This window comes from Sinomicrobium halophytocola (genome assembly GCF_052983395.1).
In genome coordinates, this window is the sequence record NZ_JBRKIT010000035.1 from 269,975 (window position 1) to 287,499 (window position 17,525).

A 17,525-nucleotide genomic window follows, 5' to 3' on the forward strand; every position below is an offset into this window, starting at 1 on the left:
CTGGTATTCTGTGTAAGGAGAGAGGGAGAAGTGCCGGCATTTTTAGTATATAGAAGGGGTTAATTCAAAGTGTATAATTAATATTTATTGAATTTCATTTCTCTATAAGAGTTAATTATTTTTTTGTATCCCTGTTTTTGCACTTGTTGCATGTTTAAAATTTTATTATTACTATTCCTGTAGTCAAACGTATTAGAGCTCTTTTGAGTCCGTATTTTTGTTTTTATGTCAATTAGGTTCTTATAATCACAAAGTGCGCTTATTTCTCGTTTGGCGACTTCATTTTTCTTTGCCAGATAGATTTATATTATTGCTAATTGTATATCAATATTTTTTAATTATAATTTGAATTAAGGGTTGAGATTCGATTTTTAGGGTTGTTAGGTTATTTAGGTAAGGACCTGTAAATTTGATAATCCAATTTTTTGTTTAGTTACTTGGTTATTGAGTTACTAAGTTGTTTAGGTAAGGCCTGTAAGTTTAATGACCCAATAACCAGTAACTCAATAACTCCTATTACTGGATAACCGGTTCTTCTATAAAAGAATAGCTCAGTTTGGCTTTTACCTCCCAGATCTCCGCTACTTCATCCATATGGATTTTTATTTCCTGGGGTATCATTTTGTTGTCGTTGATCAGCAATAATTCGTCAGAAGAGTCATAAAGTGTCCGGGCCCTGTTTATAAATATACCCCGTATCTTGCTTACGATCACGTAATTTTTGTTGTCTACGATGGGGTCGGAAGAATTCAACTGCCTGGCAATTACGATGGAGTTGTCCTCGAGTGTGGGGTACATCATATTACCTGTCACCTGGAATGCCCTCATATTTTCCCCGCTTATAAACGGAAAGTTGTACTTAGGAATGCTATCGACGAAAGAATCTTCTCCTAAGTGGTGTACGTACTGATATTGGTACTCCCTGGTTACAACACTTATATTTTTATTGTAATTATTTTTTTCCACTTCTGTGATCGTGCTGTCGTCGTAAAAAACTTCATTGAGATCAATGCCATAAGTTTCACAAACTGAAACTATAAGCTCATAATCCATGCTGTTTCTTTTCTTCCATGTGGATATAGTGTTGGGTTTTACATCCAGAATATTCGCAAGATCAATATTTGTCTTGATCTGTAAGTGTTTTTTTAATTTGTTTAAAATAAAAGTCGCATTAGGAGATTTTTTTTCTTGCGTATTCGCGTAATGATACCTATATTTGAAAGTGTTTAACATTTGTTTATGATTTTTTGTACTCATATTGAGAGACAGTAGCTATGCACTTCTCAATGAGTGGGTTCTACAAAAAAATTAAATACAGGTTGGTTGATATAGTTGTTTGTGACGGTAAGGCTTTATAAGTTGTTTAGGCGTTTGGGGTGTTTTTAATAGTAAAAATTCTCTTTTTGTAATATAAATAACTGCATCTGTAAAAAATTATTGTTCAAAGTGACTACAAATAACACATTAAATGAGGAGCGGGAGAAAAAAAATCGTTGAAAACGGTTAAATAATCGTTCTTCGGTTTCTAAGTGTTTAATAAAAAGGTGTTTAAAAATACTGATGGATTAAGGTGCTTACGGCCCCATCTTTTTATGGTGTCGGAGTGCAGACAGAACTAAATAGTAGCTATGGTGGAAAATTACTTTCGTTATAATTGTCAATCAATAAATAATGAAGAGACGCATGCTCCGGATGTGAGTGGCTCAGGTCTCTTTTATACCTGTTTGGTTCTTTCCCTAAATTATAATCTACCCTCGTTTTTAATTGAAAAATATACGAACCGACACATTCTGTCCGGTATTGGGCCGGAAGGTGTTATTGCGGATGGCGTATGGTGGGATACTGCAGATAAAGAAAGTGGTAGTCCTGTTGCACTATGCGATTTTCGCAAACGTGTCAGAAAATAATATTGTTTAATAGTTATTGTGTTCTCGATAGAGGTATTTATTCTAGTTTAACTTGAAACCCTGTTCTATGTACAAGAAAACTACTCAGAAGAGTAAGGTCAATGTATTGTTTTTTCTTATTACCTTCTCTTTGATTGTGTTAAAATCTACCCTTGGTTTTGCGCAGCAAAGTCCTTTCCATGCTGATAATCAGGAATGGGAGAACGATGGTACTTTGTGCCTTCTGTGTAACGTGACTAATCCCGGAAATGCTATAGACGCTGATCCTGACAGTTATTCGCAATTACAGGCGACTACTATTGGTGGTGCCTTGTGGCAGGACCTTGTATTTCCTTTTGAAGGTGTAGCCGGAGACAGTGTCCGGGTTGTACTCGGTTCAGGTAGCGGCTTATTTGATGTCGATCTTCTTGGCGGAGTTACCCTGGAGAGTTTTAATGGGGGAACGGCCAACGGGGATGGAATTAATCTTTCGAACCTGGTCAACGTCGAGTTGCTTCCCGGGACTTCGGACCGTTATGTGGTAAGTTTTGCCGCCGAAGCTGCTTTTGACAGGGTTAGAGTGAGATATCAGGCACTGGCTTCTATTGGTTCCGATATACGAATCTTCGGAGCTAGAATAAAATATGGAATGCCCGGAGTGACCGGGAATACCGGAGAATACGGTAGTTCCTCGACTATAGGGCTGTCTCCCGTAAGTGCAGGAGATAATATAGAATGGTTCACCGATGCCGAAGGAGGAACTTCTCTGGCTACGGGTAGCAGTTATACTACTCCGGCTTTAACGGCCAATGCTTCCTATTATATAGAAATAACCCGCAACGGGCTTACTCAGCCGGAGCGCTATCCGATAATGGTCGGGGTGCCCAGGCCGCCCATTGCAGACGGGGATCCCCGGGAACGGGTATATGCCTGTACCCAGGAAAATTTTGTTGTAGGAGGGGTTCAAAACCCTGAGCTTGCTGTGGACGGTGATCCCGGGACGTATTCTACATTTTCTATACTGAAAATAGGGGCGTTTTATCAACGGCTTAGTTTTGAGGATTGTGCGGTTAAACCACAGTTAGGGGATAAACTTCACGTGAAGATAGGTACCCCTCCTGGGCTGTTAGAGGCCTTGGGTTTTGTAGGTATTCAGGCTGTTAGTAACGGGAAACTCGTAGGTGAGACTGTGCCTTTGATAAATCTTATATCCGCATTGAACGGAGCCAATGAGTATGAGATCGTTTTTGATCCGGGAGTGCCTTATGACGGGGTGCAGATCACTAAACTTTCCCTGGACAGTTTTGCGACTGACCTTAATATATATGAAGCTTATTTCTATCAGGCTGCTACAGGTGCCGTAGATGTAAACCATCCGGTGGATGTGTTGACCGGTACTGGTACTATTGGCAGTACGGCTAATTTTGTGAATGATGTGGATCTTGCTTTTGATGGTAATGATGCCACTTTTGCCCATTTGCGCGCCAATCTTGGTATTGTAGATGGATATGCCAGTATTACGGCTTTGTATCCTACAGTTTCCAAAGAAGGTGACGGTGTAAGGGTGTTGTTGCAGAAAGAGGAAGGTGGGATAATAGATGCTTCACTCCTGGCGAGTAATTTTACTATAAGAACATATAATGATAATGAAAGTAACGGGACATTGGCTTTGGATCCCGATCTGATCCAACTGTCATTGTTCGGAGGTAGTGAAGATATTTATGAATTGATCTACCCGGTCAATGTACCGTTCAATAGAATAGAAGTATCACTAGGTGAAGGCCTGGCCAGCGCCTTTGAAGGCCTTTATGTATATGAATTGGATCGTGCGGAAAATGTTCCCGGAGGGGAATTTCCGGATCCTGTGAGTTCTTTCCATGCAACCAGTCAGGAATGGGATAAAGATGTCCTGTGTGCTGTTTGTGAAGTGGTGAACCCCGATTTCTCCATAGATGGAGATCCGGATAATTATGCTGAGCTCAATGCAACTTTCGGTGTGGCCGGTGGTATATGGCAGGACCTGATCTTCCCGTTTGCCGGATTAAACGGCGATCAGATCGAGGTAGAGATCGGTGTAGGCGGTGGCCTGGCAGATTTTTCGTTGCTCGGAGGCCTCACGTTAGAGAGTTTTAACGGGGCAACAGCCAATGGTGATGGTGTTTCATTGTCAGAACCGATCAACATTGCATTGGTTCCCGGAACGACAGACCGTTACAGGATTACCTTCGATGCCGGAGCTGATTTTGACCGCGTAAGAGTGAAATTCCAGGCGCTGGCTTCAGCGCTGACCAATATACGTATTTATGGTGCACGGCTTCGTTACGGCATGCCGGCAGTATCCGGCAACCTTGTTGAGCCCGGTGCTTCTGCCAATTTGGAGTTAACGCCCATAGGGAGCGGCGACAGTATCGAATGGTTTGCCGACGCCGAAGGAGGCGCGGCTCTGGGTAGCGGTTTGAATTTTACCACTCCGGCCCTAAATACCAATACAACATATTATATAGAAATAACCCGGGACGGACTTACCGAACCGGTGCGTTACCCGGTAACCGTAGGGATTAATTTTCCCCCGACGGAAGGAGCCAGGGAACGGGTCTATGCCTGCTCCCAGGATAACCTGGCCATAGGCGGGGTGCAAAACCCGGAGCTTGCCGTAGACGGTGACCCAAGTACGCATTCTACCTTTACGATATTAAAAGTCGGGGCATTCTATCAAAGATTAGGCTTTGAGGACTGTGCCGTAAAACCCGCAGCCGGGGATGCTATGCATATTAAATTGGGTACGGAGTCCGGTCTTTTGGAAGTACTTGGATTTGTAGGAATCCAGGCCGTGCGTAATGGCGTGCTGGTTGGTGATGTTGTGCCTTTGGTAAACCTGGTATCCGTATTGAACGGTCCGGAGCAGATCGAAGTAGTGTTTACGCCTTCTGTTAACGGAACACCTATCGATTACGATGGTGTACAGATCACTAAATTGTCCCTGGATAGCTTCCAGACCCCTTTACATATTCATGAGGCGTATTTCTATCAGCCGGCTACCGGTCCTGTAGATGTCAACCAACCGGTTGACGTACTTTGGGGAACAGGTGGTGATGTGGCGAGTACAGCCAATTTTGTGCGTGATGTAGCCAATGCCTTTGATGGTGATGATACTACGTTTGCTCACTTGAGGGCAAATCTTTCCGTACTTAGTGAAGGTGTACATATTACCGCTTTATACCCGACCTTGTCTGTAGAAGGTGATGGCGTTAGGGTATTGTTACAAAGAGAAGAAGGCGGATTGATCGATGCTTCGTTATTATCAGAAAATATTCGCATACGAACCTATAATAATAACGATGCCAACAGCGAGTTGACTTTAGACCCGGAACTGATCCAGTTGTCCTTGTTCCCGGGTACGACAGATGTTTACGAGTTGATCTACCCGGTGAACGTGCCGTTCAACCGTATAGAAGTATCGTTTGATGCCGGACTGGCCAGTGCCTTTGAAGGCTTACATGTCTATGAACTGGACCGGGCCGAGGATGTTCCCGGAGGGGAATTCCCCGATCCTTTAACTCCTTTCCATGCAACGAGCCAGGAACCGGGAGCGAATGGTGTATGTGTGCTATGTGATGTGGTTAACCCGGAATTTTCCGTAGATGCCGATCCGGATAACTACACTGAACTCAATGCTCCGCTAGGTGTTGCCAGTGGTATCTGGCAGGATCTTATCTTCCCGTTCGGAGGTTTGAATGGCGATGGTATAGAGGTTGAGCTCGGAATAGGAGGCGGATTAGTAGACTTCTCCGTACTTGGAGGGCTGACTTTGGAAAGTTTTAACGGTGAAACAGCTAATGGCGATGGGATATCCTTGTCGGAACCTATCAATATAAAACTGGTTCCCGGAACTACAGATCGTTATATTGCAACTTTTGTTGCCGGTGCGGATTTTGATCGTGTCCGGGTAAAATTTGCTGCAGTGTTGGAAGCGCTTACCAATGTTCGCATATATGGTGCCAGGCTTCGCTATGGTATGCCGGAAGTTTCCGGTAACCTGGTAGAACCGGGGACCGCTGCAAACCTGCAGCTGACACCGGTAAGTCCCGGTGATGGCATTGAGTGGTTTGCCGATGCCGAGGGAGGGACACCTATAGCAACAGGGTTGACGTATACAACTCCTGCATTAGAAGTTAATACAACATATTATATAGAAATAACCCGCGACGGACTTACCGAACCGGTACGTTATCCGGTAACGGTAGGGATCAATTTCCCCCCGACGGAAGGAGCGAGGGAACGTGTATATGCCTGTAGTGAGGATAACCTGGCCATAGGTGGGGTAGAAAATCCCGGAGCAGCGGTAGATGGTGATCCGAGTACATACTCCACTTTCTCCATAATAAAAATAGGAGCATTCTATCAAAGATTAAGCTTTGCAGACTGCGCCGTGAAACCTGCGGCCGGAGATGCCTTGCATATCAAGCTGGGTACTGATGCCGGTCTTCTGGAAGTGCTGGGGATCGTAGGTATTCAGGCCGTGCGCAATGGTGTACTTGTGGGTGATGTAGTACCTCTGATAAACCTGGTGTCCGTACTGAACGGTCCGGAGCAGATCGAAGTGGTGTTTACCCCTTCTGTAAACGGAACGCCTATCGATTACGATGGAGTACAGATCACAAAATTATCTTTGGATAGCTTTGCAACCAACCTGAAAGTATATGAAACTTATTTCTACCAGCCGGCTACCGGCCCTGTGGATGTGAACCAGCCGGTAGATGTACTTTGGGGAACAGGTGGTGATGTAGCCAGTACAGCTAATTTCGTACGGGATGTGGACAACGCCTTTGACGGTGATGATACCACGTTTGCTCACTTGAGGGCCAACCTTGCCGTGCTTAGCGAAGGTGTACATATTACTGCTTTATACCCGACTTTATCCGTTGAAGGCGATGGAGTTAGGGTTTTGCTGCAAAAACAGGAAGGTGGGATCATTGATGCTTCGGTGCTGTCCGATAATATACGGATTCGTACCTATAATGATAATGAAGCCAACAGTGAACTGGCTTTGAACCCGGAACTGATCCAGCTATCCCTGTTCCCCGGAACAGAAGATGTTTACGAATTGATTTACCCGGTGAACGTGCCGTTCAACCGTATAGAGGTGTCGTTGGATGCCGGGCTGGCCAGTGCCTTTGAGGGGCTGCATGTCTATGAACTGGACCGGGCCGAGGATGTTTCCGGAGGGGAATTCCCGGAAAGCGGGCTTTGGGCTACGCTACAGGATTTTGATATTAATGGGCTTTGTCTGTTATGTACACTGGAAAATCCTGACTTTGCCGTTGATACGGATTTAACAAATTATGCTCAATTTAATATACCTGCGGGAGTAGGTTCTTCCATAACACAAAACCTGACCGGTTTCCCGTTCCGTGGCACAGCCGACGATTTTATACAGGTGGTATTGAGCCCGGAGAGTGGTGTTATTGATGCCAGTCTGCTCGGAGCTATTACGATCCAGGCTATGGATGGTGATGAACTTGTTGGAGAACCGATAGAAGCATCTTCTTTATTGAATATAAGTCTTCTTCCGGGAGATGGTGACAGGTATGCCCTGAATTTCTCACCGGGAGTAGCCTTTGACGGCGTGCAGGTGAAAATGGGGTCTACGGTAGACCTTCTTAATAATCTCAGGTTATACGGGGCCAGAATCAAATTCCCCGATCCGGATATCGTTTCCGGTAATGTAATTATGCCCGGAAATTCTACAACAGTGGAATTAGCTCCTAATGGAGACACAACCCTGGAATGGTTTGCCGATGCCGAAGGAGGAGATCCGATAGCTACGGGTAATTCCTTTACCACACCGACCTTAGATGAAAATATTACATACTATGTAGAAATAAGCCGCGATGGGTATGTGGACCCGCAACGTTTCCCGGTAACTGTCTTTGCTACCAACGATACCTGGGCTTTGGCACAGAATTGGAACGTTTTCGGCGGATGCCTGATCTGTAATGTAACAGATCCGGACAATGCAGCGGATGGAGACCCTACAACATATGCAATACTGAACCAGACTGCCGGTATTGCCGGAGGAATTCAGATGAATCTCTTCGACTTCCCGCTTCAGGGACTTCTGGGAGATAATATACAATTGGTAGTTGGCCTTGGTGGTGGCGTTATTGATGCCAGCCTTTTTGACGGACTTACCCTGCAAAGCTTTAACGGTGAAAATGCAAACGATGACCTTGCGGATAGTGCGGAGTTGATAAACCTGCAATTGCTGCCCGGTTCTACCGATCAGTATGTACTGACCTTTACCCCGGGTGCCGATTTTGACCGTCTGCAATTAAATTCGTCTGCTCTTGTAGACCTGTTCAGTAACCTCAGGGTATACGGGGCAAGGATACAGTTTGTGAAGCCGAATATAGTTTCCGGACTGGTAACTACACCGGGAACATCTACCACTGTAGTGGCCGAACCTGTTGCGGAGACCAGCCTGGCATGGTATGACCAGCCCGAAGGAGGAACACTCCTGGCCAGCGGTAACGAACTGACTACGCCGGAATTAAGTGAAAATACCACTTACTATGTAGAAGTAAGCCGTGACGGTTTTGTAGAGCCGGAAAGATACCCTGTAACCGTAATGGTTATGGATGCGCCGGTAGCTGGGATCCCGATGGTCAGGGTGTATGCGGATGACCAGACTAATGGTGGAACACCAATATTGGCCAGTGTAAACAATCCGAATAATGCAGCGGATGGAGATAAGGATACCTATTCGACAATGAATATTGCCGTAATTGGTGAGGTTTGGCAAAAATTAGATTTTACGACACAACAACCCGGACCGGATGATCCTGTACATATAAAAATAGGAACAAATACCGGATTGTTGAACTTGCTTAGTGGTCTTACACTGCAAGCTTATAATAATGACGATCCTGTTGGAGAAGCAATTACCCTAGGTAGCCTTATTGGGTTATTAAACGGAGCTGATCAGGCAGATATCGTAATGCCGGCTCCTGGTGTTCCGTACAATAGTGTGAGAATTAGATCGGTAGGTATAGCCCTGGGAGGTGGAGTAAATATATATGGTGCCTACTTCAACGAGCCCGGGGATAATGTAGACTGTGATATGGCGTCGGATATCCTTTGGGGAAGTGAAGCCAGTCTGGCAGGAGGAGTAAATGCAGTGGATGATCCTCAAAACGCTATTGACGGAGATGAAACTACGTATGCAGAGTTACATGCTACGGTCAGTGTATTAGGAAAAACACATATTACAGCTTTATATCAAATGGTATCCACACCGGGAGATTCTGTGCGTATAGCTTTCCAGAATCCCGGAGGCCTTTTAGATCTTGGTTTATTGTCAAGTTCATTACAAATAAAGGCATATGTGGATAACGAAGATGATGAGACGGAACCGTTAGATTTGGATGCAAGTATTCTCAATCTTCGTCTGCTTCCCGGAGATGGTGATATACAGGTGATTACTTACCCGATTGACATTCCTTTTAACCGTATTCAGGTTTCTATCGGAGATGGTCTGGCGACTGCATTAGGGGCATTACGGGTCTACGAAATAGGCCGTGTAGCACCTTCACCTGTAATTGCAGGTGGATCGGATGTTGCCGCTTGTGTAGGTGAAGATGTAACCCTCGAAATAGATTTCCCGACAGAAAATGTTGTATATAACTGGTACGACGCAGAGACCGGGGGTAACTTGGTAGGAACGGGTAATCCGTTCACTATCGAAGCCGGCAATCTCGAACTCGGAATAAATACATTTTATGTATCCCTTTCCAAAAACGGTTGTACGGACGAGGCTTCTGCCCGTACGGAAGTAGCCGTTAACGTACTGGAAAGCCCGGAAGCGCCACAGGTGGTATCCGCCAATGTATGGGCAGCTCCGGGAGGATCTGCTACCTTACAGGTGCTCAATCCGGATGAAAATATAACCTATAACTGGTACGATGCGGCTGCCGACGGTGAATTGCTGCACACCGGCGATACTTTTGAAGTAAGCGGTGTTACTGCGGATACTCCTTATTATGTTGAAGCAGTTGCAGGAGAAAGCTGTATAAGCCCGGCCCGTACCGAAGTAACGGTAATGGTATTGATGCCTCCGGTTATCGATCCGATAGGGGCGACAATCACCCAGGGAGAAACAGTAACCTTCGAAGGATTGTCTCCCGATGGTACCGAAGTAGTCTGGTACGATCCGGATGGTAATGAAGTGGCTGTAGGCCCGGAATTTACTATCCCCGATAATCTGCTACCCGGAGATTACGTATATACCGCTACCACCAGAGACCCGGAAACAGGAGCGGAATCCGACCCTGTGGAAATACCGGTAACGGTAGAGCCTCTTGTATTGGATGCGCCTACGGTAACGCCACCTTCAGCCGTTATAGATGAAGGAGATACCCAGACGTTTACCGCTACACATGATGTCCCCGGAGTTACCTTTACCTGGTACGATCCGGATGGAAACATAGTGGCAACAACACCTGAATATACAACACCTGCCGATCTTCCGGTAGGAGACTATACATACACGGTGACTGCAACCGATCCGGTAACAGGAGTAGTTTCGCCTCCTGCGGAAGTACCTGTTTCTATACAGTCACTGGGTGGCGGATTGCTGCCACCTGCCGTAAATCCTCCTTCTGCGGTAATTGCCGAAGGGGACACGGAAACCTTTACGGCCAGTCATGATAACCCGGATGTAACTTACACCTGGTATGATGGCGATGGCAATGAAGTGGCGACTACACCTGAATTTACCACACCGGATGACCTTCCGATAGGTGCATATATATATACGGTTACAGCAACTGACCCGGATAGCGGAGAAGTATCCGATCCGACCGAAGTTCCGGTAACAGTAGAACCTGCAGATACACTTCTGCCGCCTACGGTGACCCCGCCTTCCGCAACTTATCCCGAGGGAGGTACGGAAACCTTTACGGCCGGTCATGACAATCCGGATGTGACCTTTACCTGGTATGACCCGGATGGTAATGAAGTGGCAACCACACCACAATTTACCACCCCTGCCGATCTTCCCTTAGGAAATCATACCTACACGGTGACGGCGACTGACCCGAATAGCGGAGAAGTATCCGATCCGACAGAGGTGCCGGTAACCGTAGAACCTGCAAGTACTTTGGCGCCACCTACAGTGACGCCGGAATCTGCAGTACTCAACGAAGGCGATACGGAAACCTTTACAGCCGGTCACGACAATCCTGATGTAACCTTTACCTGGTACGATCCGGATGGTAATGAAGTGGCAACTACACCAGAATTCACTACCCCTGCGGACCTTCCCGTAGGAGAACATACATTTACGGTAACAGCGACCGATCCGAATACCGGAGAAGTATCAGATCCGACCGAAGTACCGGTAACCGTAATCGGTCCGGACGATTTGTTGCCACCAACCGTAACACCGCCTTCAGCCACATATCCTGAAGGGGATACGGAGACCTTTACGGCCAGCCATGACAATCCAGACGTAACCTTTACATGGTATGATCCGGATGGTAATGAGGTGGCTACCACACCTGAATTTACAACCCCTGCGGATCTTCCATTGGGAGATCATACATACACAGTAACGGTAACCGATCCGGATACCGGTGAAGAGTCGATCCCGACCGAAGTTCCGGTGACGGTAGAACCGGCGAGTGGATTGGCATCGCCAACAGTAACACCACCTGCTGCAACTATAGAAGAAGGAGAGACCGAAACCTTTACGGCTACTCATCCTGACGATCCTGATGTAACCTATACCTGGTACGATCCGGATGGCAATGAAGTGGCAACTACACCTGAGTTCACTACACCGGATGACCTTCCCGTAGGAGAGCATGTGTATACGGTAACGGTTACTGATCCCGACAGTGGAGAAGTATCTGATCCTACCGAAGTTGTAGTGACCGTAGAACCGTCTACCGGCAGTTTGTTGCCACCAACGGTAACCCCACCTTCCGCCACGGTTATGGTAGGAGATACGGAGACCTTTACGGCCAGTCACGATAATCCCGATGTAACCTATACCTGGTACGATCCGGATGACAATGTAGTGGCTACTACGCCCGAATTTACGATACCCGATGATCTCGCAGTAGGAGATTATACCTATACGGTAACAGTGACTGATCCCGACAGCGGGGAAGAATCTGCCCCGACTGAAGTTCCTGTAAGTGTAGTGCCGACCGGTACATTGTTACCACCAACGGTAACGCCGCCTGCAGCTACTTTAGAGGAAGGAGAAACCGAAACCTTTACGGCCAGTCATGATAACCCGGATGTAACGTACACCTGGTACGATCCGGATGGCAATGAAGTAGCAACTACACCTGAGTTCACTACACCTGATGATCTTCCTATAGGGGAGCATGTTTATACGGTAACGGTTACTGATCCCGACAGCGGAGATGTATCTGATCCTACCGAGGTAGTGGTAACAGTAGAACCATCTACCGGTGCGTTACTGCCTCCGACCGTGGAACCGGAAACAGCAACGATAGAACAAGGAGGAGCAGTAACATATGTTGCCTCTACAGATTATCCCAACGGGGAAATAGTATGGTATGATGATGAAGGAAATGAAGTAGCCGCGGGAGAAGAATTTACAGCAGGTCCCGGCCTGCCTCCCGGAACCTATACCTATAATGCGGTAGTCCGTGATCCTGATACAGGAGAAGAGTCCGGTCCTACCCCGGTAACACTGATTGTGACCGAACCTACCATACCGGAAGAATGTCTTCCGGCTTATGAAAGGGTATATGCCAGTACTCAAACATCCGATGGAGTTAATAATCCTGGCAATGCGGTAGATAGTAACCTGGAAACATTCAGTTCTATTCCTATCCCGTCACTTTTCGGGACAAATACACAAACGCTTCAGTTCGGTGGAACATACAGTCCTGCCGGCGGAGATGCGTTACATGTAAGAGTTAGTACGGACGTTACACTTTCATTACTGGGTAGTGTCACTATTACGGCACAAGCCTACAATGGTAATGTTGCCGTAGGAGCACCTGCAGAACTTTCCGGTGGAGTATTACTCAATTTACTGGCAGGAAAGAACGAAGCGGATATAGTGGTTCCTGTCGGAAGCCCGGATCCTTCTGTCAGCTTTAATGCTGTTAGAGTACAGGTTTCCGGTGCATTACTGGCCGGAGGCGTTATTAATATACATGAAGCCTACGTAAATCAATCAGTGGAAACTCTCGCTGAGTGCAAGATCGTAGAAGATATAATGACAGGGGTTACTTCAGGTGCCCTGGGTACCTTAAATGGAGTTAGCGACAAAGAAAATGCGGTAGACAGCGATATAACCACAGCAGCCCTGTTGCGTCAGAATGTAGGAGTAGCCGGTTATGTTCATTTGACTACGGTTTATCCGGCACCTTCCGTTCCCGGAGATTCCATTCGTGTGGTTCTGGCCGATCAGAATGCCGGTTTGCTGGATCTCGGTGTAGCGACGGGAATTAAAATGGTTGCTTATATGGGGAATACTCCGGTACACGAGGTATCGGTTCAGGAAGGACTTTTAAGCCTGAAACTCCTCGGAGGAAGCAATCAGTATGAGGTGGCTACTGCCGTAGATCAGCCTTTTGACCGTATTTCCATACAACTCGGAGGACTGGCTTCGGCCCTTTCCGGAGTTAATATTTACGAAATAGAGCGCGTTCCCGGTATTCAACTGGAAGGCAATGATCCTGGCGATAATATCGTAGAAGCCTGCCAGGGCGGAACCGTGAACCTTACGGCACCGGCTGATGACTGTACTACTTATGTATGGTACGATGCCCGGAATGGTGGTAATGTAATCGGTGAAGGTAACCTTGAATTTGAGGTTCCGGCTGACTGGGCTCCCGGAGAGCATATCGTATATGTACAACCGGTACGTTACGGTTGTGAAGAATCCGGCCGTATCGCGGTAACTATCCAGGTAAACGAAGCTCCGACAGCAGACGATATTGCTTTGGAGACCGATAATCCGGACTATTGCGAAGAAGAGGATGTGCTGATCACCGCTACGGCAGAAGAGATTGCTGCACCGGTATTTGCATGGTATACAGATCAAAATAAAGAAAACCCGGTAGCTGATGCCGATGGAGTGACTTACGTAGTAAATAACGGAGAGTTGTCCATCAGTGGATTACCGGTAGGTACACATACCTATTATGTAAGTGTAAAAGATGGTGAAGATGGTTGTGAAAACGTTGCGGGAGACCTGGCGGAAGTATCCGTTATCGTGAAACCCGGAGCTACTGCGGCAGACATACAAACAAGCGATCAGGTGATCTGCTTCGGAGAAACTGCCGTATTGGAAGCAGCCAGCACAACTATTACAGATCCGGTATTCAACTGGTATGATAATGAAGATCTGATAGGAGATCCGGTATTTACCGGGCCTGTATTTGAACAAAACGGGTTAACAGCCGGGTTGTATACATATTATATTACAGTTCAAAACGACGATACCTGCGAAAGTTCTGCGGATGAGGCTGTAGCAGCTACCATAGCTGTTCAGCACCAGATAACTGCGGATGATATTGAACTTCCGGGAGATCTCAGCCAATGTCTGGGCTCTACCGTAGCCTTGTCCGCAGCTGTAAATTCTGCCATAACTGTCGAAAATCCTGTGTTTGCCTGGTATCTTGATGCCGCAGGTACACAGCAGATTACCGATGGTATGGAACTGGACGGTGCTACTTATACGGTGAACGGAAGTGATCTTACCGTTGATGGACTTGCAGAAGGAACAGTGATCAATTACTACGTTACCCTGGACGGAGACAATGTATGCGGAAGCCTTGACGGCGACCTGGCAACAGTACAGGTGACCATAGGAAATGAGCTCGAAGCTCCTGAAGTATCCGAATCCGATGTAATGGTATGCGAGGGAGAAGATGCTGTGTTGTCCATACTCAATCCTCAGGATAACCTGGAGTATAACTGGTATGAGACTGCTTCCGGAGGAACTCCCGTATTTACAGGGAATGACTTTGAACTTACCGCTGTAACCGAAAATGCGGTTTATTATGTAGAAGCTGTCGGAGATGGCGATTGCGCTAGTCTTACACGTACGGAAGTTACCGTAACAGTTAAGGATTATGCCTCTGCCGCCGATATAAGTATAGACGGAATAACTGAAATATGTGAATACGATGACCTCGTATTGACTCCGACTACCGGTATTACGGAACCGGTATTCCGATGGTATGCCAACGCCGATAGAACCGATGAGATCGTAGATGGAGTTTCGGCCGATGGAATACTGACACTTTCCGGGCTTGCCGAAGGTACTTATACCTATTATGTAAGTGTGGAGTCTGCGGAATTATGTGAAAACCCTGCCGGCGACCTGGCCGAGGTGGAAGTAACAGTTGGTGCGCCTCAGGCAGCGCCTGTGGTTACGCCGCCCGAACAGTTCGTAGTGGTTGGGGATGATGCAACTCCTTTCGAAGTAACCGGTCTGGGTACAGGTGAGGTCGTATGGTATACGGATGAGGAACTTACCGCTGAAGTATTCAGGGGAACCTCTTATGTTCCGTCAACAGGAACAGTAGGTACATTTACATACTATGTGGTTATAGAAGACGGAGCTTGCGTATCTGAAATAACACAGGTAGTACTTCATGTAACCGATCTGCCAACACCACCGGAAGAATGTTATATAGCGAATTCTCAGATCAACGGAACAACTCTCGGTTGTGTGTTGTGTTCGGTTCAGAATCCGACCAACTCCATTGATGATGATACGGAGAACTTTACGAGGCTGGTTATGCCTGCCGGACTTGGTTCGGGATCGGTTTACCAGACACTTATATTCTCTCATACCGGTAAGGCCGGAGACAGTGTCCTTGTGGATATGGGAACACCCGTCGGACTTGGAGATATAAACGTTCTCGGGGCAATTACGGTTACCCTGTTCAACGGAACAACTCAGGTAGATCAGTACAGCCTGGATAACCCGCTCCTGGAAATCCGGTTACTGACCGGTGGGGAACGGGGCGAGGTACTTATTCCTGCCAGTGGTGCTTATGACCGGGTAGAAATACGTAATACAGCCGGTGTAGCCACCTTATTGCAAAGTGTAGATATATACGGAGCACAAATATTACAGGCCGCTCCGGAATTGGATATACCTGATCCTGTAGAAGTATGTGAGGGCGAAGAGTTCGTGGTTAATGCGACTCCTGCAGCCGGTACCGTGCTCAGATGGTATAACAGTGATGATGAATTACTGTATACTGGAAGTAACTTTGAAGTACCTTCTGATGTTACCGGTGAATTTACGTACTTCATAGAAGTTGTGGATCAGGCTTCCGGATGTCCCAGCCCGGAACGAATAGCATTCGATGTTATTGTTAACGATGGCCCCGGGGCAGGTGATATCGCCGTGACCGGGAATGAAGATCCGGTTTGTGCCGATGACGATGTGGTTCTGACTCCTTCAAGCGCGCAGGGTACTGTATTCCGATGGTATATGGATGCAGATAAAACGCAGCCTGTAACTGACGGAGACAGTGACGGAGATGTTTCTTATGCGATAGACGCTGCTGGCGTACTTACCATAAGTGGTTTGGATAGTGATAATAGCCCATATACTTATTATGTAAGTGTAGAAGGTGCCAATGGCTGCGAAAACCCGGCCGGAGATCTTGCCGAAATTTCCGTGGAAATTACACCTACGGTACCTGAAGATGATATCGTCGGAATAGAAATAGAAACTACAAACGGAGACGGGGAAGTTTGTCTCAATGTTACTCCGGATGTAATTATAACAGCTGCCCTTACCCCCGGAAGTACGGTAACCAATCCTGTATTCTACTGGTATGACGAAGCAGGAGATATGATTGCGGGAGGTGAAAATGGAACACTGACCCTTGCCGGACTTGCTCCTGGAGAACATACTTATAGTGTAGGTGTAAGCGGTGACGGTTTCTGTGAAACCGCCGAAGCTGACCGTAAGAGTATAACCTTTATAGCAAGGGATGATTGTCAGTTAATTACTGCGGTAGACGATGTGGCCAATACGCCGGTTGATATACCTGTAGATATAGATGTACTGGCCAATGATGTTCCGGGAGGAGCTCCTATCGATCCTGCGACTGTAGTGATCGTAGATACTCCTGGCAATGGTACGGCAGAAGTGGATCCTGTTACCGGTATGGTGACTTATACTCCTGCTGCTGCTTTTGAAGGGGATGATACTTTCACCTATACGGTAAAAGATGAGGATGGTTTCGAATCCAACGCAGCTACGGTAACCGTAACTGTCGGCGGTGACAACGGCGGTCTGTTAGCAGTAGATGATACGGCAACAACCCCGATAGAAATGCCTGTAGTAGTAGACGTACTTGCCAATGATGAAGCTGGTAATGCGCCTATCGATCCTACTTCGGTGGAGATAGTAGACATGCCGACCCAGGGAACTGTAGAAGTTGATCCTGCTACAGGAGCAGTGACGTATACCCCTGGCGCTGGTTTCGAAGGTGACGATACGTTCACTTATACGATGAAAGACGACGACGGTTATACGAGCAATGCAGCTACGGTAACTGTAAGCGTAGGCGGTGACAACGGTGGTCTGTTAGCAGTAGATGATACGGCAACAACCCCGAT

3 protein-coding genes are annotated in these 17,525 nt (G+C 46.8%); 2 read left to right on the forward strand and 1 reads right to left on the reverse strand.

Annotated features, from left to right (window positions below; genetic code table 11):
* Nucleotides 1–516: 516 nt before the first annotated feature.
* Nucleotides 517–1,233: a LexA family transcriptional regulator gene (locus ACVBDY_RS15225; RefSeq protein ID WP_447176315.1), complete on the reverse strand. Its 717-nt coding sequence runs from the start codon at nt 1,231–1,233 to the stop codon at nt 517–519.
* A 395-nt stretch (nt 1,234–1,628) separates the two neighbouring features.
* Between ACVBDY_RS15225 and ACVBDY_RS15230 the strand changes: the two genes are divergently transcribed.
* Both ACVBDY_RS15230 and ACVBDY_RS15235 read left to right on the forward strand, forming a co-directional pair.
* The gene (locus tag ACVBDY_RS15230) at nt 1,629–1,907 is read left to right on the forward strand and encodes a hypothetical protein (protein ID WP_447176316.1); all 279 of its coding nucleotides are present in this window, start codon (nt 1,629–1,631) and stop codon (nt 1,905–1,907) included.
* Between the two features lie 67 nt (nt 1,908–1,974).
* Nucleotides 1,975–17,525, forward strand: a 15,551-nt coding sequence (locus tag ACVBDY_RS15235) for an Ig-like domain-containing protein (RefSeq protein WP_447176317.1), incomplete at its 3' end; no start/stop codon positions are given.